At 61.5% G+C, this 21,730-nt stretch carries 23 protein-coding genes; 14 read left to right on the forward strand and 9 right to left on the reverse strand.

The window, feature by feature from the left end; translation table 11 throughout:
* Positions 1-134 precede the first annotated feature (134 nt).
* Genes trbB through OQZ28_RS12370 form a run of 10 tightly spaced genes read left to right on the forward strand, consistent with a single transcriptional unit; the run spans position 135 to position 9,484 of the window.
* On the forward strand, positions 135-1,139 hold the full coding sequence (gene trbB / locus OQZ28_RS12325) for a P-type conjugative transfer ATPase TrbB (RefSeq protein ID WP_200906093.1): 1,005 nt from the start codon (positions 135-137) through the stop codon (positions 1,137-1,139).
* Positions 1,136-1,504, forward strand: a complete 369-nt coding sequence (locus tag OQZ28_RS12330) for a TrbC/VirB2 family type IV secretion system protein (RefSeq protein ID WP_082266969.1) — start codon at positions 1,136-1,138, stop codon at positions 1,502-1,504. Before trbB ends, OQZ28_RS12330 begins: the two co-directional genes overlap by 4 nt.
* Positions 1,504-1,779, forward strand: coding sequence for a VirB3 family type IV secretion system protein (locus OQZ28_RS12335; RefSeq protein WP_034930690.1), 276 nt, complete (start codon positions 1,504-1,506; stop codon positions 1,777-1,779). Before OQZ28_RS12330 ends, OQZ28_RS12335 begins: the two co-directional genes overlap by 1 nt.
* 13 nt (positions 1,780-1,792) lie before the next feature.
* On the forward strand, positions 1,793-4,234 hold the full coding sequence (gene trbE, locus OQZ28_RS12340) for a conjugal transfer protein TrbE (protein WP_034930687.1): 2,442 nt from the start codon (positions 1,793-1,795) through the stop codon (positions 4,232-4,234).
* Positions 4,231-4,965 (forward strand): P-type conjugative transfer protein TrbJ, encoded by a 735-nt coding sequence (gene trbJ / locus OQZ28_RS12345; RefSeq protein ID WP_034930684.1) that lies wholly within the window; start codon positions 4,231-4,233, stop codon positions 4,963-4,965. Before trbE ends, trbJ begins: the two co-directional genes overlap by 4 nt.
* A gap of 5 nt (positions 4,966-4,970) precedes the next feature.
* Positions 4,971-6,398, forward strand: a complete 1,428-nt coding sequence (gene trbL, locus OQZ28_RS12350) for a P-type conjugative transfer protein TrbL (RefSeq protein ID WP_034930681.1) — start codon at positions 4,971-4,973, stop codon at positions 6,396-6,398.
* 5 nt (positions 6,399-6,403) lie between these two features.
* A complete protein-coding gene (trbF, locus tag OQZ28_RS12355; RefSeq protein WP_034930677.1) occupies positions 6,404-7,087 on the forward strand; it encodes a conjugal transfer protein TrbF in 684 nt (227 codons plus the stop codon).
* Positions 7,084-8,085, forward strand: a complete 1,002-nt coding sequence (gene trbG, locus OQZ28_RS12360) for a P-type conjugative transfer protein TrbG (RefSeq protein ID WP_458136298.1) — start codon at positions 7,084-7,086, stop codon at positions 8,083-8,085. The genes trbF and trbG overlap by 4 nt, the downstream gene beginning before the upstream one ends.
* Positions 8,082-9,251: a TraB/TrbI/VirB10 family type IV secretion system protein gene (locus OQZ28_RS12365; RefSeq protein ID WP_034930671.1), complete on the forward strand. Its 1,170-nt coding sequence runs from the start codon at positions 8,082-8,084 to the stop codon at positions 9,249-9,251. The genes trbG and OQZ28_RS12365 overlap by 4 nt, the downstream gene beginning before the upstream one ends.
* A complete protein-coding gene (locus OQZ28_RS12370) occupies positions 9,251-9,484 on the forward strand; it encodes a DUF2274 domain-containing protein (RefSeq protein ID WP_010515992.1) in 234 nt (77 codons plus the stop codon). The genes OQZ28_RS12365 and OQZ28_RS12370 overlap by 1 nt, the downstream gene beginning before the upstream one ends.
* A gap of 2 nt (positions 9,485-9,486) precedes the next feature.
* Here the strand turns inward: OQZ28_RS12370 and OQZ28_RS12375 are convergent, their stop codons facing one another.
* The 6 genes from OQZ28_RS12375 to OQZ28_RS12400 form a co-directional block, all read right to left on the reverse strand.
* Positions 9,487-10,407 carry a LysR family transcriptional regulator gene (locus OQZ28_RS12375; protein WP_034930666.1) on the reverse strand — a complete coding sequence of 307 codons (921 nt, stop codon included), beginning with the start codon at positions 10,405-10,407 and terminating at the stop codon, positions 9,487-9,489.
* 190 nt (positions 10,408-10,597) lie between these two features.
* Positions 10,598-10,882, reverse strand: a complete 285-nt coding sequence (locus OQZ28_RS12380; RefSeq protein ID WP_082266968.1) for an SDR family oxidoreductase — start codon at positions 10,880-10,882, stop codon at positions 10,598-10,600.
* A 60-nt stretch (positions 10,883-10,942) separates the two neighbouring features.
* Positions 10,943-11,719, reverse strand: a complete 777-nt coding sequence (locus OQZ28_RS12385) for an SDR family oxidoreductase (RefSeq protein WP_034930663.1) — start codon at positions 11,717-11,719, stop codon at positions 10,943-10,945.
* Positions 11,720-11,789: 70 nt separating this feature from the next.
* On the reverse strand, positions 11,790-12,377 hold the full coding sequence (locus tag OQZ28_RS12390; RefSeq protein WP_034930661.1) for a DNA-3-methyladenine glycosylase I: 588 nt from the start codon (positions 12,375-12,377) through the stop codon (positions 11,790-11,792).
* A gap of 20 nt (positions 12,378-12,397) precedes the next feature.
* On the reverse strand, positions 12,398-13,501 hold the full coding sequence (locus OQZ28_RS12395) for a saccharopine dehydrogenase family protein (protein ID WP_458136299.1): 1,104 nt from the start codon (positions 13,499-13,501) through the stop codon (positions 12,398-12,400).
* A complete protein-coding gene (locus tag OQZ28_RS12400) occupies positions 13,413-13,814 on the reverse strand; it encodes a VOC family protein (protein ID WP_034930657.1) in 402 nt (133 codons plus the stop codon). Before OQZ28_RS12400 ends, OQZ28_RS12395 begins: the two co-directional genes overlap by 89 nt.
* A 218-nt stretch (positions 13,815-14,032) precedes the next feature.
* Between OQZ28_RS12400 and OQZ28_RS12405 the strand changes: the two genes are divergently transcribed.
* Positions 14,033-14,923, forward strand: a complete 891-nt coding sequence (locus tag OQZ28_RS12405; protein WP_034930645.1) for an AraC family transcriptional regulator — start codon at positions 14,033-14,035, stop codon at positions 14,921-14,923.
* A 436-nt stretch (positions 14,924-15,359) separates the two neighbouring features.
* On the opposite strand, the gene OQZ28_RS12410 is transcribed toward OQZ28_RS12405, so the two are convergent.
* The 3 genes from OQZ28_RS12410 to OQZ28_RS12420 are packed head-to-tail and all read right to left on the reverse strand — an operon-like array spanning position 15,360 to position 17,358.
* The gene (locus OQZ28_RS12410; RefSeq protein WP_458136300.1) at positions 15,360-15,908 is read right to left on the reverse strand and encodes a hypothetical protein; all 549 of its coding nucleotides are present in this window, start codon (positions 15,906-15,908) and stop codon (positions 15,360-15,362) included.
* Positions 15,905-17,098 (reverse strand): DUF3500 domain-containing protein, encoded by a 1,194-nt coding sequence (locus tag OQZ28_RS12415; protein ID WP_458136301.1) that lies wholly within the window; start codon positions 17,096-17,098, stop codon positions 15,905-15,907. The genes OQZ28_RS12410 and OQZ28_RS12415 overlap by 4 nt, the downstream gene beginning before the upstream one ends.
* A 29-nt stretch (positions 17,099-17,127) precedes the next feature.
* Positions 17,128-17,358 carry a hypothetical protein gene (locus OQZ28_RS12420; RefSeq protein WP_458136302.1) on the reverse strand — a complete coding sequence of 77 codons (231 nt, stop codon included), beginning with the start codon at positions 17,356-17,358 and terminating at the stop codon, positions 17,128-17,130.
* On the opposite strand from OQZ28_RS12420, the gene OQZ28_RS12425 reads away from it, so the two are divergent.
* Genes OQZ28_RS12425 through OQZ28_RS12435 form a run of 3 tightly spaced genes read left to right on the forward strand, consistent with a single transcriptional unit; the run spans position 17,357 to position 21,618 of the window.
* Entirely contained in the window at positions 17,357-18,994 is a 1,638-nt protein-coding gene (locus OQZ28_RS12425; protein ID WP_458136303.1) for an MFS transporter, read from the forward strand. The genes OQZ28_RS12420 and OQZ28_RS12425 overlap by 2 nt on opposite strands.
* A 16-nt stretch (positions 18,995-19,010) precedes the next feature.
* Positions 19,011-20,087 carry an HlyD family secretion protein gene (locus OQZ28_RS12430; RefSeq protein WP_130732786.1) on the forward strand — a complete coding sequence of 359 codons (1,077 nt, stop codon included), beginning with the start codon at positions 19,011-19,013 and terminating at the stop codon, positions 20,085-20,087.
* 4 nt (positions 20,088-20,091) lie between these two features.
* Positions 20,092-21,618, forward strand: coding sequence for an efflux transporter outer membrane subunit (locus tag OQZ28_RS12435; protein ID WP_458136304.1), 1,527 nt, complete (start codon positions 20,092-20,094; stop codon positions 21,616-21,618).
* The last annotated feature ends 112 nt before the right edge of the window (positions 21,619-21,730 follow it).

The following is a 21,730-nucleotide window of genomic DNA, read 5'->3' on the forward strand; positions in this document are numbered from 1 at the left end:
AAGTAAAAACCGCATTCACTACGATCCTGTACGATCGCAGGAAAATGCTGTTGAAAACGGGAGAAAACAGCACTCTCTAATGATCCCCGTCGTCGTCCGGAGAGGCCGGATGATCCGAAAAAGCGGGGATTCCCATGGCGGTTACACCGATTGAAAGTGGTGCCCGACAGCGCGGCATGTCCATGCTGCGTACGGCTATGGGGCCGGCGATTGCCCGGCATCTCGCTGATCCCGCGATCGTCGAAGTGATGCTCAATCCCGATGGGCGGCTGTGGATCGATCGTCTGGCTGACGGCATGGCGGACACGGGGGAGACGATCGCGCCTGCCGATGCCGAGCGCATCGTGCGTCTGGTCGCACACCATGTGGGGGCGGAGGTGCATGAAGCAGCGCCGCGCGTATCGGCGGAACTACCGACTGGCGAACGCTTCGAAGGGCTGTTGCCGCCAGTAGTGACGGCTCCGAGTTTTGCCATCCGCAAACCCGCAGTCGCCGTCTTTACCCTCGACAACTATGTCAAGGCCGGGATCATGACTGCAGGGCAGGCGGATTATCTCCGTCGCGCTGTCGCAGAACGGAAGAACATCCTGGTCGCGGGCGGCACGTCGACGGGTAAGACCACACTGGTCAATGCCCTCCTGGCCGAGGTCGCGAAAACCGGCGATCGCGTCGTGCTGATCGAGGATACGCGCGAACTGCAATGCATGGCGCCCAATCTCATTGCCCTGCGGACCCGTGAAGGTGTGATTACCCTTTCGGATCTTGTCCGGTCCGGCCTTCGCCTGCGTCCCGACCGTATTCCCATCGGTGAGGTGCGCGGGGCCGAAGCGCTCGATCTGGTCAAGGCATGGGGGACTGGCCATCCGGGTGGCATTGGCACGCTGCACGCCGGATCGGTACTGGCGGCCCTGTATCGTCTGGAACAGCTGATCCAGGAGGCGGTGGTCACGGTGCCACGTGCCATGATCGCCGAAACCATCGATGTCATCGCCGTGCTTTCGGGGCGCGGCACGGCCCGTCGCCTGTCCGAACTGGCTGAAATCGACGGCCTCGATCCCGTGACGGGTGCCTATCTCATCCGTCCGGTCAGCCTCTCGTCTCCCGAAACATCCCGCATTGCCAATGGAGAGTCATCATGATGCCGCCTTCACGTCTGCGCGCCATCGTGTGCGTTGTCGCACGTCCTGACCGGCATGTGCCGGATCTCCGTGTATTCGGAACCTCCATGCTGCTGTCGCTTGCTTTCGCGTCATCGGCATGGGCGTCAGGATCCAGCATGCCCTGGGAAACACCCCTGAACGAGATCCTGGAATCCGTGCAGGGACCGGTCGCCAAAATCATCTCGGTGATCATCATTACCGTGACCGGTCTGACCCTGGCCTTCGGGGAAACATCGGGTGGTTTCCGCCGCCTGATCCAGATTGTCTTTGGACTCAGCATCGCTTTTGCCGCGTCCAGCTTCTTCCTGTCGTTCTTCTCGTTCTCCGGCGGGGCACTGATCTGATGGTGGGATATGAGGATGACGCGGTGCCGGGATTTCATGTCCCGGTGCATCGCTCGCTGACCGACCCGATCCTGTTGGGTGGTGCGCCCCGTGCCGTCGCGATTGCCAACGGCACGCTGGCGGCAGCGATCGCGCTGGGCCTGCGCCTGTGGCTGGTGGGGGCGGTGTTCTGGATCGTCGGGCACGGGCTCGCGGTCTGGGGAGCGAAGCGCGATCCTTTCTTCATCGAGGTGGGACGGCGGCATCTCCGTTATCCCGCCTGGCTGCGGGCGTAAGGAGGGTCGGGCGATGATGTCCCTTGGCGAATATCGCAACCGTGCTGCCCTCCTGTCGGATTTTCTCCCGTGGGCCGCGCTCGTGGAACAGGGTGTCGTCCTGAACAAGGACGGCAGCTTTCAGCGCACGGCAAAGATACGTGGTCCCGATCTGGACAGCGCTACGCCCGCCGAACTGGTGGGTGTCACGGGACGGCTGAACAATGCCCTGCGGCGTCTGGGCTCAGGCTGGGCGGTGTTCGTGGAAGCGCAGCGCGTCCCAGCGACAGTGTATCCCGAGAGCGATTTCCCGGATGCGGCCAGTCAGATGGTCGACCTGGAACGTCGGGAGCAGTTCGAGGATGAGGGCGCGCATTTCGAGAGCCGGTATTTCCTGACCCTGGTCTGGCTGCCACCTGCGGAATCATCAGGCCGCGCCGAACGTTTTCTCTATGAGGGCCGGGAGCGTGACGGGCCGGACCCGCACGGCATCCTGAATGCCTTCATTGATCGCAGCGATCGGCTGCTGGCCCTGCTGGACGGTTTCATGCCCGAAGCGGCGTGGCTGGATGACGGCGAGACCCTGACCTATCTGCATTCCACGACCTCCACCCGTAACCAGCGTGTCAGGGTGCCGGAAATCCCGATGCACCTTGATGCCCTGCTGGTGGACCAGCCGCTTTCGGGCGGCCTGGAGCCAAAACTGGGCGATGCCTTCCTCAAGACCTTGACGATCACTGGCTTCCCGTCACGGACCTTCCCCGGAATTCTGGACGATCTGAACCGATTGGCCATGCCCTATCGCTGGTCGACGCGCGCGATCCTGCTGGACAAGACCGATGCCACGAAGGTGCTGACGAAGATCCGACGGCAGTGGTTCGCAAAGCGGAAGAGTGTTGCGGCCATTGTCCGGGAAGTGATGACCAACGAGGCGTCGGTGCTGGTGGATAATGATGCCGCCAACAAGGCGGCCGACGCCGATCTGGCTTTGCAATCCCTTGGTGCTGACGATGTCGGACAGGCGTATCTTACCGCGACCATCACGGTCTGGGATGGCAGCGCCAGCATCGCGGCGGAAAAACTTCGCCTCGTCGAAAAGATCATTCAGGGCCGCGACTTCACCTGCATGACGGAAAGCCTCAACGCGGTGGAGGCGTGGCTGGGATCTCTGCCGGGGCATGTCTACGCCAATGTGCGTCAGCCCCCGGTCTCGACACTGAATCTGGCGCACATGATTCCCCTCTCCGCCGTGTGGGCCGGGCCGGAGCAGGATGGGCATTTCAGGGCAGCCCCGCTGTTCTACGGCAGGACCGCCGGAGCCACGCCATTCCGGTTTTCCCTGCATGTTGGGGATGTTGGTCACACGCTGATCGCGGGACCAACGGGTGCTGGCAAATCTGTCCTGCTGGCGCTGATGGCGTTGCAGTTCCGTCGCTATGCGGGATCGCAGATTTTCGCCTTTGACTTTGGCGGGTCGATGCGCGCGGCAACATTGGCAATGGGAGGCGACTGGCACGATCTCAGTGGCGGTTTAACCGATGATGATCTGTCGGGAGAACAGGGTGGCAGTGTATCGCTTCAGCCGCTGGCACAGATTGACGATCTCGATGAGCGCAAATGGGCCAGTGAATGGCTGGGGCAGATCCTTGTCGGTGAAGGGGTGACGCCGACCCCCGAGGTGAAGTCTCACCTCTGGTCGGCTCTCAATTCCCTGGCGTCATCGCCCAGCCATGAACGCACGATCTCTGGTCTGGTGGCACTCCTCCAGTCCAACGCCCTGAAGCAGGCAATGGCGCCATACTGCTTGGGCGGACCCTATGGCCGCCTGCTTGATGCCGATGCCGAGCGGTTGGGAGATGCCGATGTGGTGGTGTTCGAAACCGAGGGGTTGATCGGTTCCGGGGCTGCCTCTTCCGTGCTGTCCTATCTGTTTCACCGCATTGAGGGCCGTCTGGACGGCCGCCCGACGCTGCTGGTCATCGATGAGGGCTGGCTCGTTCTGGATGACGGGGATTTCGCCGGCCAGTTGCGCGAATGGCTGAAAACGCTGCGCAAGAAGAACGCCAGCGTCATCTTCGCCACGCAGTCCCTGTCCGACATCGCCAACAGTCCGATTGCGCCGGCCGTGGTGGAAAGCTGCCCGACGCGGATCTTCCTGCCGAACGAGCGCGCCATCGAACCCCAGATCGCGGTCCTCTATCGCGATTTCGGGCTGAACGAGCGGCAGATCGCCATCATCGCGCGCGCGGCGTCCAAGCGGGAGTATTACTGCCAGACGCAGCGGGGAAACCGGCTGTTTGAACTGGGGCTCGGGCCGGTAGCACTTGCCCTATGCGCGGCATCCGGCAAGGACGATCACCGGCAGATCGATGCGGTGCTGGCGGAACATGGCCGTCCCGGATTTCTCCCGGCCTGGTTTGACGCGCGTGGCATAGCGTGGGCTGCAGACCTTCTGCGGGGAGGATCTGTGTCATGAGGCAGGTGGTCTTTCTCTGCGCTACGGCGGCTCTGCTGTCGCTTGGCGTTCCACAGGCCCGGGCACAATGGGCGGTGTATGACGGAGCCAACCATGTCCAGAATGTTCTCATCGCGGCACGGACCCTCCAGCAGATCGACAATCAGATCACCTCGCTGGCCAACCAGGCACAGATGCTGGTCAATCAGGGACGTAATCTGGCGAGCCTGCCGCTATCGACTCTCTCGACGCTGCAATCGACGATTTCCCAGACCACGGCACTGCTCGCGCAGGCGCAGAACATCGCCTACAGCGTCCAGTCCGTCGAGCAGAAGTACCAGCAGGCCTATACATCCGTCTCGTCGGGCATGTCCGACAGCGCCCTGTTCAGCCAGGCGCAGACAAGGTGGCAGAATTCCGTAGGCGGGTTTGAGGATGCCCTGAAACTGCAGGCGCGGGTGGTGGGGAACATTCCTTCCGACAATAGCGCCATGACCCAGCTTGTCTCGGCCAGCCAGGATTCCACAGGTGCCCTGCAGGCGGCGCAGGCTGGCAATCAGCTTCTCGCGCTGCAGTCCCGCCAGTTGTCTGACATTCAGGCCGAACTCGCCGCCAACGGGCGGGCTATGGCGCTGGAGCGGGCGCGAAATGCTGCCACCGAAGCCGAGAGCGAGGCTCAGTACCAGCATTTTTCCCAATATAACGCCTATAGCCCGACTTCGGTGTCCATGTTCGGCAGTAGAGGGAACTGACCGCCATGGCCATGAACGATGTCGGCGTTATCGATACCTTTCTGAACACCTTCACCACCACCATCGATACGGGCTTCGGTCTGGTGAAGGGGAATGTGATCTCGCTGGCAGGTACGCTGTCTGTGCTGGACATTGCTCTTGCCGGCCTGTTCTGGGCCTGGGCGGCGGATGAGGACATCATCCAGCGTCTGGTGAAGAAGACGCTCTATATCGGCTTCTTCGCCTGGGTCATCAACGATTTCGATGCGCTCTCGAAGATCGTCTTCGACAGTTTTGCGGCCCTCGGCCTGAAGGTTGGTGGCGGCAGCCTGGCGCTGGGTGATTTCCTGCGTCCCGGTCGTCTGGCGTCCACAGGGTTCACGGCGGCGCAGCCCTTACTGGACTCGGTTCATAATCTCCTTGGTCCCGTCGCCTTCTTTACGAACTTCATCCAGATTTTCGTGCTGTGTCTGTCCTGGCTGATCGTGCTGGCGGCGTTCTTCATTCTCGCCGTGCAGCTTTTCGTGGCGCTGATCGAGTTTAAGCTGACGACGCTGGCAGGGTTCGTACTGATCCCTTTTGCCCTGTTCAATCGCACCGCCTTCCTCGCCGAGAAGGTGCTGGGCAATGTTGTATCGTCGGGTGTGAAGATCATGGTGCTGGCGGTCATTTCCGCCATTGCGTCCGTTCTGTTCGCCCAGTTCTCAACCTCCTACGGCAGCGACGTTCCCACGATTGGGCAGTCCGTTTCGGTGGTGCTGGCCTCGCTTGCAATTGTTGGTCTGTCCATTTTTGGGGGCAGCATCGCCAATGGGCTGATCTCCGGCGCACCACAGCTTGGCGCGGGAGCGGCCGTCGGCACGGGTATGGCCGTCGGCGCCATGGGCGCGGCTGCGGCCGCCGGTGTTGGGGCTGTTGCCACCGGTCGTGTCGCAGCCCTCGGTGCGACCGCTGCTGCCGCTCGGGGCGGGGCCGCGATCGCCGGGGCAGCCACGTCCGCCTATTCGGCTGGTGCTGCTGGCGCATCTGGCGGCGCGGGCAGTATGGCCGCCGGGATCGGAGGTATGGGCCGGGCCGTCGGCGCGAACGTCGCGAATGCCGTCAAAGGGGCGGCCTCACGTGCCGGTTCATCCCTCAAAGAAAGCTATGCCGCCGGTGGACGCTGGGCCGCGCGCGGGATGGGCGGTGGAGAGGGTGACGAAACCGGTGGCAGCGGGCCGTTTCCATCAGGTGGGGGTGGTCCTGCCGGAGAAGGGGGTGGCCCCACGGGTGGCGGCCCTACCGGTGAGGGTCCGTCTGGTGGAGATGGTGGCGGTTCCGGCGAACCGCCCCGCTGGGCGCAGAAGATGAAGCGCCGCAATGCCGCCGCTCATGCTGCCGAGGCCGCGCATGTCATTCGCTCCGCCGACGGCGGGGGCGGATCTTCCTCAATCGATCTGTCAGAAAAGGAATGAGGACGATGTTCCGTCGCTCCACCACCCGCTACGGGACCACGCCCGAACCCGTGACCCCGTACCAGAAAGCGGCCCAGATCTGGGATGAACGCATCGGCTCCGCCCGCGTGCAGGCCCGCAACTGGCGGCTGATGGCCTTTGGTTCGCTGTTCCTGTCCGCAGGCCTTGGGGCTGGGCTGGTCTGGCAGTCCGCGCGCGGCACCATCACGCCGTGGGTGGTGCAGGTGGACCGTCTGGGCCACGCGCAGGTCGTAGCCCCCGCGACAGCGGGGTATATGCCCGCCGATCCGCAGATCGCTTGGTATCTGGCGCAGTTCGTCCACGACGTGCGCGCCCTGTCGTCGGACCCTGTGGTGGTCCGCCAGAACTGGCTACGGTCCTATGATTTCACCACCACGTCGGGCGCGCAGGCGCTGAACGATTATGCCCGCCTCAACGATCCGTTCTCGCGGATCGGGCACGAGCAGGTCGAGGTGGACATCGCTTCGGTGATCCGCGCCTCGCCCGGCAGCTTCCGCGTGGCCTGGACCGAGCGCCATTACCGCGACGGCGCGTTCACCGGCACCGAGCGCTGGACCGCCATCGTCTCCATCGTTTTGCGCACACCCCGCGACGCTGATCATCTTCGGAAAAACCCTCTGGGCATCTACGTCTCCGCCATCAACTGGTCGAAGGAGTTGGGCCAATGATCTGTCGTGCTCTTCGTGTCCTGCCGCTGCTGATCCTGCCTCTGGCCGGATGTGCGCAGCATTACCATCCGCCAGTCATCCGTTACGATGACGCTGTTCAGGCAACACGTCTGCCGGACCCGCCGAAACCGGTGCAGGTGGTGGAAGTCCCGAAACCGCTTCCCCTGCCGGGACAGCTCAAGCCGCTGCCCTCACGACGCACGATCCATCCTGCCCCCGAAGTCGCCGACCCCACAACGCGTGTGACACAGGCCAATCTGGCGGCGCGCATCCAGCCCACGCGAGCCGGGTTCATCAACGCGGTGCAGGTCTATCCCTATTCTCCGGGCGCCCTCTATCAGGTCTATACCTCGCCGGGCGAGATCACCGACATCATGCTCCAGCAAGGGGAGAAGCTGGTCGGCACTGGCCCCGTGGCAGCAGGTGACACTGTGCGCTGGATCATTGGCGATACCGAAAGCGGGGCAGGGGCGACCAAACGCATCCATATCCTGGTCAAGCCGACCCGCCCGGACCTCACCACCAACCTGATCGTCAACACGGATCGGCGCACCTATCTGGCGGAACTGCGCTCCACGCCCGCGACCTATATGGCATCGGTGTCGTGGGACTATCCCGAGGATGACCTGATTGCCCTGCATCGGCAGGACAATGCGGCCGATGATGCTGCCCCCGTGGACGCGGGGCTGAATCTTGATACCCTGAATTTCCGCTATGCCATCCAGCCGGTGAAGGGTGGTGTGCCGCCCTGGCTTCCGAGCCGCGCCTTCGATGACGGCCACAAGGTCTATATCGCTTTTCCATCCGGGATCGGGCAGGGCGAACTGTCGCCCCTGTTCGTGCTGGGAGCCGATGGTGGCCCGGAACTGGTCAATTACCGGGTGCGGCAGAACTGGATGATCGTGGACCGGCTGTTCGCCGCAGCCGAACTGCGACTGGGCGACAAACATTCCGAGCAACGGGTGCGCATCGTCCGCACCGATGGACGTCGAACATGAGCGGGGCGGCTCCTGCGACCGGAGGATCTTCCACGACCGCGGTCCCCCCACCCGATCTGCGCCTGCGGGCGGAACGACCGCGTGTGGTGCGTCTTAACCGCACCGTGGTCTGGGCGCTGGGTGGGGCAGGGATGCTCGCCCTTGGTCTGGCACTTGGCTACGCGCTTGAGAACAGCAGCCACAAAGCGCCACCGGCCGCCAGCCAGGACACGGATGTGCGTCCATCGGCCGATGGGCTCGCGGGGCTGCCCTCAGACTATGTCGGCAATGGTGTGCCGAAGCTCGGTCCTGCCCTGCCCGGCGATCTCGGACACACCATCCTGAAAGCACAGGCACAGGGGAAAGCCGCATCAGGCGGGGATGATCGCCGTGCCGCGCAGGAGGTCGAGGCCGCGATCGCCAGCCGTCTGTTCGTGCAGACGGGGGAACGTGACCGCGCTGGCGAACAGACGATGCTGCCCGCACCGGGCGCTCCCGCCACTCAGGGGCGGGCGTCCACCACGACCGGGCCACAAGCTGGGAACCTCACCTTTCTGGAAGGGCAGCCTGATCGTGCGACGATCAGCCCCGATCGCATCATGGCGCCTGCCTCGCCCGATGTTCTCCAGGCCGGTACGGTGATTGCCGGCGCGCTGAACACGAAAATCAGTTCCGACCTGCCGGGCCAGATTACCGGGCATGTGACCCAGAACGTCTATGACAGCCCCACTGGCCGTTTCCTGCTGATCCCCCAGGGAAGCCTGCTGTTCGGGGCCTATAACAGTGGCATCTCCTTCGGGCAGCAGCGCACCCAGATTATCTGGACGCGGCTGATATACCCGAACGGCGAGAGCCTCGTGCTGGAGAAGTTGCCCGGCGGGGACGCCATAGGCCAGTCTGGACTGGCTGACGAGGTGAACAATCACTGGGGGCAGTTGTTCAAAGCCGCTCTGGTCACGACCCTGCTCAGCGTGGGGTCAGAGGCGGGGACCAGCCAGAGCGAGAACAATCTGGCCCAGGCCATCCGTTCCGGCGCCAGCAACGGGTTTTCCATGGTCGGCAACCGGCTGATCGATCGCAGCCTGAACGTCCAGCCCACCCTGACCGACCGGCCGGGACTACCCTTTGCCGTTATTCTCAGACGCGACCTGTTGCTCAAACCCTATCAGAACGGAGGACATCCTTGATGACAGAATTGAAAATCCGGGAACTTCCCGATGAGAAACCGGTCAGAATGACAGTGGCGCTACCCGCTGATATCCATCGTGACCTGCTTGCCTATGCGGCACTTCTTTCCGGTAGCGCTGGAGCAATGGATCCGGCTCGGCTGATCGCACCCATGCTTCGGCAGTTCATGATGTCGGACAAAGGGTTCGCCAGGGCACGGAGGCAGGTAAAAGCAGCACCGTCGGCAAAGTAGTCTCATGGCAACGGCTGATGGGCTTCTACATATCTGGCGAAGCTCCGGGTGCAGGGATTTTCGTTGTCGGGCCTCCAGACAATGCCGAATTCCAGATGGGAGGAACCGCCGGCGTCCCGGATTTCCGTGATCGCGATGTCATGCCCGTGCTGATCGCGGATCAGTGGCAGCCACGAGGCGGGCAGCAGGGCAACGCCTTCCTTGTTCTGGACGAGTGCGATGATTCTGTTGCTGCCGATATCATGACGCCGGATCTTCGGACGGATGCCTGGCTCCTCGAGCTTACGTTGGATGAGTGTTTCGAAATCCTGACCCGCGTTGTCGCGTCCGATCAGGAATGTTTCATGACGCAGATCTTGCCATGAGATTTCCCGTCGTGTCGCCAGAGGATGATTGGTGTGGAGCGCCGCGACGATGCGGTCGCTCCACAGAGGCATGACCCGTAACGCAGGGACCAGATTGCGCCGGGTGACGACCGCGAAATCGATCTGCCCGCGCTGTAGTCGACGCAGCAGTCTCTTGCCGGTGCCTTCGGAATAATGGAAGACGATATCCGAATGCGTAGCGCGGAACTCGGCTGTGAAGGCTGAGAGTCTTCCGGGCAAGACGCAGGTCTGGATGCCGATCGAGATCTGGCCATTCTCACCCTTGCCCGTTCGCTGCGCGCGAGCGTTCATGCCGGCCACGCTGTCCAGGATCGTCTGGGTCCAGCGGATGAATTCCTGGCCGAACGCAGTTGGTGCGGCACCGACCGGGGAGCGGGTGAACAGCCTGACCTCAAGCCGTTCCTCCAGGTTGTGCAGGGATCGGCTTACAGCCGACTGCCGGGTGTTCAGGAAACGCGCCGCCCCGTGGATACTGCCGTGCTGGGCGATTGCCCGCACGCACAGCAATTGCCACAGATCGAACGGCGGGCGACGCATTATTGCGGTCGCTGTCTTGTCAGACTTATGTCCGAAAAGAGAAGCTTCAGTTGTATAGAATACATTCGGAAACTCATAGTATATTTATTCACCTATTTAACCTTGTGTTGGGAATTTTTTATATCTCGTCAAAGAGAACTTTATGCCTGAGGATTCATTCGGGAACTGCGCATGACAAGTTTCCTGGTTGTTAGGAGTTAAATCCGCCACCGACATCGATGATCGATCCGGTGATAAAACCGGCATCAGGGCCAGCGAGAAAAACGATCGCTGCGGCAACTTCGTCGACTTTGGCAAACCTCTGGATCGCGTGAGATTCCATGATGATTGGTGGCAGATGGCCCTTTGAGCCGGCGGCCATATCGGGATCCATTATTCCGGCCTGAACGACGTTGACCGTGATGTTACGCTTATCTTTGTCTTTCAGACCTTCGACGACAGCTGAAGCTTTCTCGACCGATGCTACATAACTGATCGCGACATCGGCACCCTGGTCCGCGAGGGCCCCAGCCGTTGCGGCCCCTAAACCGGCTCGCTACACTGTTGGAATAGTGCCGCCATCCAGAAGGTAATCCACTCCGACGATATAGCCGCTGCGGTCAGAAGCCAGAAACGCAACAAGTTCCGCCACTTCTTCAGGACGGCCCGGGCGACCAACAGGGATACCGCCAATCATATTCATGACGTACTGACGTGCAGCATCCTCGGATATGTGCCTATTTTGCTGGATTTCCGTGATCATCCCATGCGCACCAGACGTCTCGATAAAACCTGGTGACACCATATTTACCCTTACGCCGCCTGCTGCAACCGCCCTCGAAAGGCCCTTACTGTAAGTTCGTAGTGCGCCTTTTGCAGAAGCATAGGCCAGTGTCGACTGTGATGGCGGCATGATATGGGCGATTGAGCCTATGTGAATGACCACGCCGTTCTTTCTTTCGAGCATCCCCGGAATGAAGGCACGGTCAAGACGGACTGGCGCCATCAGATTGATATCGAGTACCTGCTGCCAGAACGCATCTGTCAGTGTCTCGAAGCCGCCGGGAGGCGTAGCCGTGGCTCCAAGATTATTGATGAGAATATCAAGTCCGCCCCATTTGTTCTCAATTTCCTTCACAACCGCATCAACGCCCGCGGTTGTCCCGAGATCAGCCGCGACAAACATGAGATCGGCATCCTGGGAGGCCGAGGGCGCGCGCGCCGTTGTTGCAACCTGTGCACCTGATGCGGCAAATCGATGGGCAATCGCCGCGCCAATTCCCTTCGTGCCGCCTGTGACCAGCACTCTCTTCTTATCAAACTCGTTTTTCATCTTGCGTGATAACTCCAGATTACGTCTAAGAAAGAAGAATGACGATGCGACGTCGTCCTGGTGGCTGCGCTTACTGTCTGCAGTAATCAGATCCCGCCGACATTTTCTCAACGGCGTCTCTGCGGAAGCAGGATGGGGAATGATCGTTGACGATGCCAACCGCCTGCATCCAGGCATAGACGATGGTCGGGCCGACGAACTTGAATCCCCGCTTTTTCAGTGTTTTCGAGATAGTCCGGGATAACTCAGTTTCCGTGTCGGACCCTGTCCCGTCCAATGGTCTGCCGTCTGTGAACGACCAGCAGAAGGCGGCGAAATCGTCCCCGGCCTCCTGCATCGCATTGAAAATCTGTGCGCCCCGAATGGTCGCCTCGATTTTGGCACGTGCACGGATAATACCAGCATTCCGCATCAGTCGCCCGACATCTTCTGTGGTGAAGGCAGCGACTTTCCGGGGATCGAAGCCCGCGAAGGCCTCCCGGAACGCCGCACGTTTTTGCAGCACGATCTCCCAAGAGAGTCCTGCCTGAAAGCCTTCGAGCATCAGCATTTCCCAGAGCCTGCGCGGATCACGCTCTGGCACGCCCCATTCGGTATCATGGTAATCCTGCATCAGGGGGCTCGAACTGGCCCAGGCACAACGACATTTATAATCCATGAAGCGTCTCTTGTATGGAATTACAGGTCAACGATGCGGGTATCGGCGATGGTCCCGGCAAACCCGTTCCCAAACAGGCAGGCAGGCGTCTGGAAGCCGGGGCGGACTTCTCCCCCAAGCACGCGGCGCGCGGCTTCGACTGCGGCCAGAGGCGTGAAGGTGTAGCCGTTCACCGTATCAAGAACCGAACGGACCGTGATGCCATTCGCTCCCGTTACCTCGGCCGCTGCCTGATAGCGGTGTGCTTTCCGTTCCTGCGCGCCTGGGCCATCGGGAAGAAGTGCGAGGTCGCCGCCCGGAAAAGCATTCCCCGAGATATGCACGAATGTCTCGATATCCGGAATATGGGTTGCCCGTCCGATCGTGATGAGATCTGGAAGTGTCACCGGAAAACATGACACCGCACCATGGCCGAAATCAAAAGGCCTCTGATCAGGTGCCGGACATGCGACAAGATGGCCGTCTTTGCAGATCAGCGTTTCCGGCGTTACATTTTCCGCAGCACTGATTGCCGAGCCACGTGACATGGTGCCAGAGACATTCAGCGCAATGGCGATTTTTTGGGGGGCCTGCACGCGTTCCGCCGTATGCCCGGCGAGGCATCCCAGCATCGCAACACTGCCGCCGCTGCCCGGAAGCAGCATGACGCCTGCGGCGCCGGCAATCGTATCCAGTTGCGCGGCAACGCGGTAGCTGTCCAGTTCCGCCGCGATATCAAGGTAATGAACCCCACAGCGAATGGCACTCCGCATCAGTGGCTCAGCCGTGCGTCGATAAGGGCCTGCACAGTTCAGCAGCACCGTCACATCTGACAGGGCCAGATCGATGGCGGTGTTCTGTTCGAGACTGAACACACGATAATCCGTCCCAAGCCGGGTCGCGAGTTCCTCAAGCCCGTCTGCCCTGCGACCGGCGAGAATGATGGAAAGACCGACTGCTTTCGCATGCTCGGCAACCATGCGGCCGGTATAACCATAAGCCCCATAGATCATCAGTATCCGCGAGGGATTTTCAGTGGAAATCATACACATTGCCTCAGCGGCCATGCTGCCAGCTCTTGTAGACGAATTCGAGGCTGTAGCCGTCCGGATCGCGGACCTGGGCGGCATAGTATCGCGGGTCATAATGAAGCTGCGGCCCCGGGGGGTGGATGCCGGTTGCGCCGGCCGCCAGAGCAGCCTCAAAGGCCGCTTCCACCATGGCGGCAGATTCCGCGACAAAGCCGACATGGACCGCCCCGGCTGCTGCCGCTCCCTGTTGCAACCAGAAGAACATGCGGCCCCCGGCACCGAAACCCTTGAGATCCGGGTGGTCAGTTGGCGCATTCTTTCCATCGTAATCGAGGCGGTTTGTGATTCCGAGGTGTGGAAGTACGGCTTGGTAAAAGGCGATCGATCGGTCGATATCGCTTACCGTCAGAAAGATATGATCGAGCATGGGAAATCCTCAAAGATTATAACAGCCAGACACTTCGATGGCCTGGCATTTCGGTTGCCGCCGAAACCCATGCCAATACTCGTCGGAGCTTATCGCCCGACCTGGAGGAACAAGAGATAATGTCGGCAGCAGATGATTGCTCTCACGTTTCTCTCTGAAACCTGCCTGTTTCTGCTTTTCCGTTGATCGGGGGAAAGGGCTGTGAAACAACGCCGGGTATGGAAACGCAGCTTCAGGAACTCAGGCGACTGGCCGCATGGGCAGAAAACCGTCGGACAGAGACAGGCATTCCGCGGGTTGCCATGGTGCAGGGTGAAATCCCGGAGCATCAACTCGCTGCCGTCTATGATCCCATGATCAACCTGATCCTGACAGGGTCAAAAACCATGACAGTGGGCAGCCGGACCCTTCGCTATGATCCAGCGACCTATTTTGTGATGTCGGTCGATCTGCCCGCCGTCGGCGCCTTGCATCCGTCGGAAAAGGGCCAGCCCTACCTGGCGGTGAGCCTGACGCTGACGCCCGCCATTATCGCCAGTCTGCTGGCAGATCTGCCTGAACCTGCCGGGAGCGATCCCTCCAGTCCCGGCTTTTCGGTCGCACCTGTTACCCCGGAGCTACTGGATGCATGGGTTCGTCTGCTACGGCTGATGGAACACCCGGATGAAATTGCCGCCCTTGCGCCAGCCTACGAACGCGAGATCCTGTTCCGCGTCCTTCAGGGACCGCTCGGCTGGATGCTGCGTGACATCGCCACACCTGACACCGCCCTTTCGCGGGTTGCCAATACAGTCCATTGGATCCGGGAAAATTTCGCCAGACCGCTACGTGTCAGCGACCTGGCAGAGATGGCAGCACTCAGTATCTCCACCTTTCATCGCCACTTCAAGGCTGTGACCGCACTGAGCCCGCTTCAGTATCAGAAGCGTGTAAGGCTGCTCCATGCCCGATCGCTCCTGATCGCGGGCGAAGGCAATATAACGTTCGCTGCCTTCCATGTTGGATATGAAAGTCCCAATCAGTTCAGCCGAGACTATGCACGACAGTTTGGCCTTCCTCCCTCCAGAGACGCTGTGCGACTACGGCGGATGACATCTGGCAGGGATTAATTGCTGTTCACTATGATTATGGAACGGCATGCAGGCCAAGTCCGCTTTTGGAAAAGCCGTAGTCCTTCCTGAGGGCATAAATGAGGCGGAAGCTGACGTGGCTTTGGATGCATAAATTCTACGTTTTATGAGGGCAGGGGCGATTTATTTTCAGTAAGAGTTCATGTATGGGCAGAAAAAAGTTCATTAAAACAGCCTCTTAATACCGATTTACTCTCAACTTGTGATTGCTGCAAGCTGAGAAGCAACCCTGCCCCCGCAACCAGATATCTCCGTCTGATAAGACAAACAAAAAGCCACCCCAAAAGGGTGGCTTTTTGCGTTCCAGCCAACTGTCTGACAAACACGTAAAGGTTTCCGGGTGTCGTCTTTTTCCAGAAAGGCGATGTCTCCCAAAGCTTTTTGAAAAAAGCTTCACCAAAAGACCTTTATCATTTCACGGTGTGCTGACAGAAAAATCCAGCTCGTATGATGACTGATCGGCCGCGCGGTGCTGCCCCATGACATGGATGGCAGGATCCTGCGGCATCAGGCAGTTTACAAGCCAGACCGTGTCGGGCCCATCACCCCGGTTACGGTAGGCCAGATGGTTGTCGCCCTGCCGGAGGCGGGCAGGCATCGTCAACTCAAGATCAATGACGCCAGTGCCTGTCCGCATTGCGGCAAGGGATGGAAACGTCATGGCCTGCACAACAAGCTGGCCAGACCGCCCATTGAGGGAAAGCGACAGGCTCTGCATGACATGGGCCATATAGGAGTGCTGCTCGCGCACCGACAGGCTGCCATCGCCGTTGCGGTCAACCTGGCGGATGAGGCCGGGCGCCACATCCACGCCGGGTGTCAGGCGGAGATGCAGGGCAATATGGTCGCGCGCGAGAGTAAAGGTGGTGGCCTGCAGATATTCATCCAGCCGGTGCGCCTGAGCCGAAGCCGGCAGGGCCAGCAGCGCAAGGGCGGCAAGACATGCGTGCCCGGCGCGGCTCATGGGTGGGTAAACCGGCTGCCATAACGATTGGTCGGGTCGCGATAGACGGTATGGACATGCAGCGTCGGGTCACCGCCAACGCCCTGGGGCGAGAATTCGATCAGCAGCCGCGGCCCCTGAATGCGGTAATATGAAGATCCGTTGCGGTCGGGCTCATGGGTGGTCGGGCCACTCCAGGCAAACCATGTCTGCTCCAGCCCGGCCCTGATTTCCGCCAGGCGCGGGGCGGCATAGGCGTCGTTGATGATCCCGGCCCATTCGCCGATGATGTCCATCAATGCCTGTTTTTGCGCGGCAGTTAGCGCATCGCCCCTGATGCCTTCGGGCACGAGGGTTTCCCCGTCATGGCCCGGCCCCTGCACAAGATCCTCCACCTTGTAGGGCAGGATGGCCTGCCTGCGCTGCGTTTCATCGAGCAGGTCCAGCAGGGCGAAGGCCTTGTCGCTTTCGCCTGCCAGCACGCGCACCATCTGTCCATCGCGCTGGTACAGCGCCGGCTGCGCGCCGGTCAGGGTGGGGGTCATGGCACCGTGCGGGCCATCAATGACCAGATTCAGACCCAGATGATGGCCACCAAACTGCACCATCCACGGTTTTGTGGCTGAGGGTTCGCCAAAAATCGCAATGGTATAGACCGCCTCGCCCGAGGCAAATGGCGTGCCGCTATCGGCCAGGGCCTGGTCGGCGCCCATGATGTCGCGCACCTTCTGGTAGCCCTTCGCACTCAGCAGGGTCTGGAGCAGGTGCAGGGCGGCGGTGTGCTGTTGCGGTGTCAGGTGGCCCATCTGCACGCCGGGGCGCGGCACGTCGCTTACGGGAAAGTTGGACCAGACCGACTGCCCGTAACGCTCGCCCACAAAGCCGCCCGGCGGCCCCATGCCGGGCCCCTGTTTCATGGGTGCGTGGGCCTGGGCATCGGTTAGGGGCAGGGCGGGCTGGTCGGGCGCGCTGCGGCGGAAGCGGGCCAGCGTGCCTGATTTCTGTGCCACGAAAGGAAACTGCACTCCCCTGCGGGCCTGCGGATCAAAGGATTCAAGGAACGACCGGGCGGCCTCTACCGCTTCGCCCGTCTGGCTTGCGGGTGGGGCATTCTGCGTGGCAGGCGGGGTGGAAGGTGATGGCGCGCCGTGGGCAAGGGCAGGTAATGCGGCCCAGAACAGGCCGCCCGCTATCCATGATCCAGTCTTCATCCTGTCCCCTGCTCTCCATAAAGAAACCATCAAAAGTTTCTGGTGAAGCTTTTTTCAAAAAGCTTCGAAACAACACCATCTTTTTGAAAAAGGCGGCATTCAAAAACTTTTATCCGGTTATCAAACTGCCTGCCCCAGGGCTGCACGACAAGGGGGCGGCCATGAAAACCGCCAGATCCGTCCCTTCCGCAAATCGAAATCATTACCTGCGGCAAATGAGGGTTGTCCGCTGCCTGCGTCTGGGGATCAAGTGGCGGCATGAACACTGTCGCTCCTGCACTGGCGGCGGGTGGGCCGGTCATCCATGCCGCGCCGCCACGGCCTTCCTATATTCCGCCTTTTGGCCTGCGCACGGTCATTGGCTGCCTTGGCATGCTGCTGGCCGTGCACGTGGCGGGGTTCAACGAGCATGTGACCGAGATCGGCCTGTCAGATATCCGCGGGGCCATGCATATCGGCCACGACGAGGGCACGTGGGTCATTGCCATCTATGAGGCATTCAACATCGCCGCCATGGCCTTTACGCCGTGGTTCTACATGACGTTTTCGATCTACCGCTTTTCCATTTTCATGACGGCGGCGCTCGCCCTGTTTTCCATCCCGGCCCCTTTCATGCCCGATGTCACATCGCTGTGCATCCTGCGGGCCTTCCAGGGGCTGGCGGGGGGCTGCCTGCCGCCGGTGCTCATGACCGTCATGCTCAAATACCTGCCGCCCCAGATCCGCGTGTTCGGCATCGGGGGGTATGCCATGAGCGCCACATTCGGCCCCAATCTGGGCCTGCCGCTCGAGGCGTTCTGGTTCGAGCATGTGGGCTGGCACTGGCTGTACTGGGAGATCATTCCCACCGCCGCCCTTGCCATCGCCATGATGGCCTATGGCCTGCCACGCGACCCGATGCATTTCGAGCGCTTCGAGAAATTCAACTGGCTTGGCATCCTCGTGGGCCTGCCGGCCATCTGCTCGCTGGTCATCGTGCTGTACCAGGGCGACCGGCTGGACTGGTTCCGCTCGCCGGTCATTACCGACCTCGCCTTCTGGGGGGGCGCCGCGTTCATCGTGTTCGTCATCAACGAGGCCTACCACCCCAGCCCGTATTTCAGGATTCAGTACTGGCGCTCGCGCAACATTCAGGCGTCGCTTCTGTCACTGGTGGGCATCCTGGCCATCTGTTCCATCATGGGCAACATTCCCGCCACCTACCTTGAGGCCGTGCGGGGCTACCGGCCCATCCAGGCGGCGCCGGTCTCGCTGGTGGTGGCCCTGCCGCAGCTCATCATGCTGCCGCTGATCGCGGCCATCTGCAACAGCCGCAAGGTGGACTGCCGCTTCGTGCTGGCAGGCGGCATGCTGTGCCTTGCCACTGCTGCGTGGCTGGGCACATGGCTGACGGTGGACTGGGTGCGTGACAATTTCTACCTGATCCAGATCCTGCAGGTCTTTGGCCAGCCCATGACCGTCATCCCCACGCTCATGCTGGCGACCATGGCCATGGGTCCCGCCGATGGCCCGTTCATTTCGGGCATGGTCAACATGCTCAAGGGGCTGGCCAATGCCGTGGCCTTCGCCCTGTTTGGCGCGCTGACCCGGCGGCGCGAGCAGTACCATTCCACCATGCTGCTCGACCATCACGGCACGCACCAGCTGGCATTGCAGGGCATGGGCGATCCCATCAACAGCCAGCTTGCCGCCACCTCGCCCGACAGCGTGCATGTGGCCCGCAACACGTTGCAGGTCTTCCATACCTACGTGCATGAGCAGGCCCTCGTGCTGGCGCTGAACGATATCTACTACATCCTGATCTGGGTCTGCCTTGGCTATGCGGCCATGAATCTCATCCTGCCGCGCCGCGTCTATCCGCCGCAGGCCCCTTCACCCGATACCCCTGCCCGTTAATCCGGAATTACTGATCATGATTTACAAGAAACCGCTGCTTTACGCAGGCTGTGCCGCCGCCGTGCTGGCCCTTGTGGCCTGGGGGGGCACGCGCCTGGTCAATGGCGATGGCATCAACCAGTACACCAATGATGCCTATGTTACGGCGGACTTCCCCACCGTCGCGCCCAAGGTTTCGGGCCGCATCGACCGGGTGATCGCGCAGGATAACGAGCAGGTGCATGCGGGCGAGGAACTCGCCCATATCGAGGATGACGACTACCGCGCCGCCCTTGAGGTGGCACGCGGCAACAGGCAGGCAGCACAGGGTGATGTCGCCAACCTTGAAGCCGAAATCGCGCGGCAGGATTCCGTCATAGCCCAGGCCCGCGCCGCCGTGCTGGCCGATCAGGCGGACCTGATGTTCGCGCGCCAGAATGCCACGCGGTACCGAAACCTGTCATCAGGCGGGGCGGGCACGATCGAGCAGAAGCAGCATTCCGAGGCGCAGGAAAAGGAAGCCGAGGCCGCCATCGCCCGTGACCAGGCCGGGGTGGATGCCGCAATACGGCAGGTGGCGGTGCTGCAGGGCCAGCTTGAACGTGCACGCGGCGTGCTGGTGCGCACGCAAGGTGACGAGACGCAGGCCGCGCTCAACCTGTCCTACTGCACCATTCCCGCACCGATGGATGGCGTGGTGGGCGAGCGTGGGGTGCGCGTGGGGAATTACGTGCATCCGGGCACGGGCATCCTGGCCGTGGTGCCCGTGCATGCGGCCTACGTGCTGGCCAATTTTCAGGAAACGCAACTGACAAAGGTGCAGACCGGCCAGCGCGCGACCATCTGGGTCGATACGTTTCCCGGGCATCCGCTCAAGGCGCATGTTGACTCACTTGCGCCTGCCACGGGCGTGGCGTTTGCGCCCATCCAGCCCGATAATGCGACTGGCAACTTCACCAAGGTGGTGCAGCGCATTCCGGTCAAGCTGACCTTTGATCCCGGCCAGCCATTGGCCGACAAGGTGCGCGTTGGCATGTCGGTCGAGGCGAATATCGATACATCTTCCACCCCTGAAGGCCCGCATGCCAATGACACCCGTTATGTCTGGCAGTAAGGCCATGAAGCGCTTTCTTCTTGCAGGGTTTTCGGCGCTGGCGGTGGCGGGCTGCACGGTTGGCCCCAATTACCACAAGCCGCAGGTCAAGGCACCCGCGCAGTGGCGCACGACCCAGCCGCCAGCGGAAAGCCAGGTCACCATGGCCACCACCGACCCGCAATGGTGGACGCTGTTCAACGACCCCATCCTCACCCGGCTGGAAAACGAGGTGGCCAGCGCCAACCTTGACCTTAAAGCCGCCAGCCTGCGGCTGATGCAGAGTGTTGCCGAGCGGCGCATCGCCAGTGCCGCCCAGTTGCCGCATGCCGAGGCCAATGCCTCCTACGGGCGCGAGCGGGCCTCGACCAACGGCGTGCTGGGGCTGCTGGGCACGATGGAGCGTGAGGGGGCAGGGTCCATTGCCTCGGGCACGCAGGGCTTTGGCCCCACGGCGCTGCCCGGCAGCGTGGGCAACCCATCCTTCAACCTGCCGCAATATGGCATGAACGCCTCGTGGGAGGTGGATTTGTGGGGGCATGTGCGCCGGCAGGTGGAAGCCGCAACGGCGGCCATGCACGCCACCGAGGAAATGCGGCGCGACACGCTCGTCTCGCTCATGGCCGAGACCGCGCAGGACTATATCGACCTGCGCGCCACACAGGTGCAGCTTGCTATCCTTGAACATAACATCGCGGTGGCTGATAACAGCGTGCGGCTGACCACCCTGCGCTTTGAGCAGGGGGCCGCGACCCGGCTGGACGTGGCGGAGGCCACCGGCCAGCTCCATACCTTCACCTCCCGCCTCGCCCCGCTCAGGGCGCAGGTCACGCACCGGCTCAATGCGTTGAGCTTTCTCGTGGCGCGTGAACCCGGCGCGCTCGATGCCGAACTCGGGCCGCCGGGCACCATCCCCGTCGTGCCCGCCGCCATTCCCGTGGGGCTGCCCTCCCAGCTTGCCGAGCGCAGGCCCGATATCCGCATGGCCGCCGACCGGCTGCATGCGGCCACGGCCAGCATCGGGGTGGCGATTGCCGATTTCTTCCCCCGCGTCACCCTTTCGGGCAGCCTTGACGTGCAGGCCCTCCAGTTCAGCGGCCTGGGGTCATGGGCCTCGCGCCAGTATGGCTTTGGCCCCACGGCAACGCTGCCCATCTTCGAGGGTGGCCGCCTGACCGGGCAGCTGCACCTGCGCCGCGCCCAGCAGAAGGAGGCGGCCACCATGTTCCAGCGCACCGTGCTCAAGGCGTGGCAGGAGATTGATGACGCCATGGCCGATTTCACCGCAGCCCAGCGCCGCCGCGATGAACTGGTCGAGGCCGTGCACGAGAACGAAATCGCGGTCGATACCGCCAAAGCGCAGTACGTGCAGGGATCATCCGATTTTCTCAACGTGCTGACGTTGCAGAACGCGCTGCTGGCTTCGCAGAGCGCGGAAGCGGATGCCACCGCCCATGTGGCGCTGTCGGTGACCAATCTGTACCGCGCGGTTGGTGGCGGGTGGGAGAACCTCTATCCTGAAAAACAGAAGAAGACCCGCAAGCATGGCTAATTGATCAAAAACAGGAAAAGTTTCTGGGTGTCGCCTTTTTCAAAAAGGCGACGTTTTCTGAAGCTTTTTGAAAAAAGCTTCACCAAAAACTTTTATCATTTCAGGGTATTAT

The sequence above is a fragment of the Komagataeibacter sp. NFXK3 genome, from assembly GCF_054182245.1.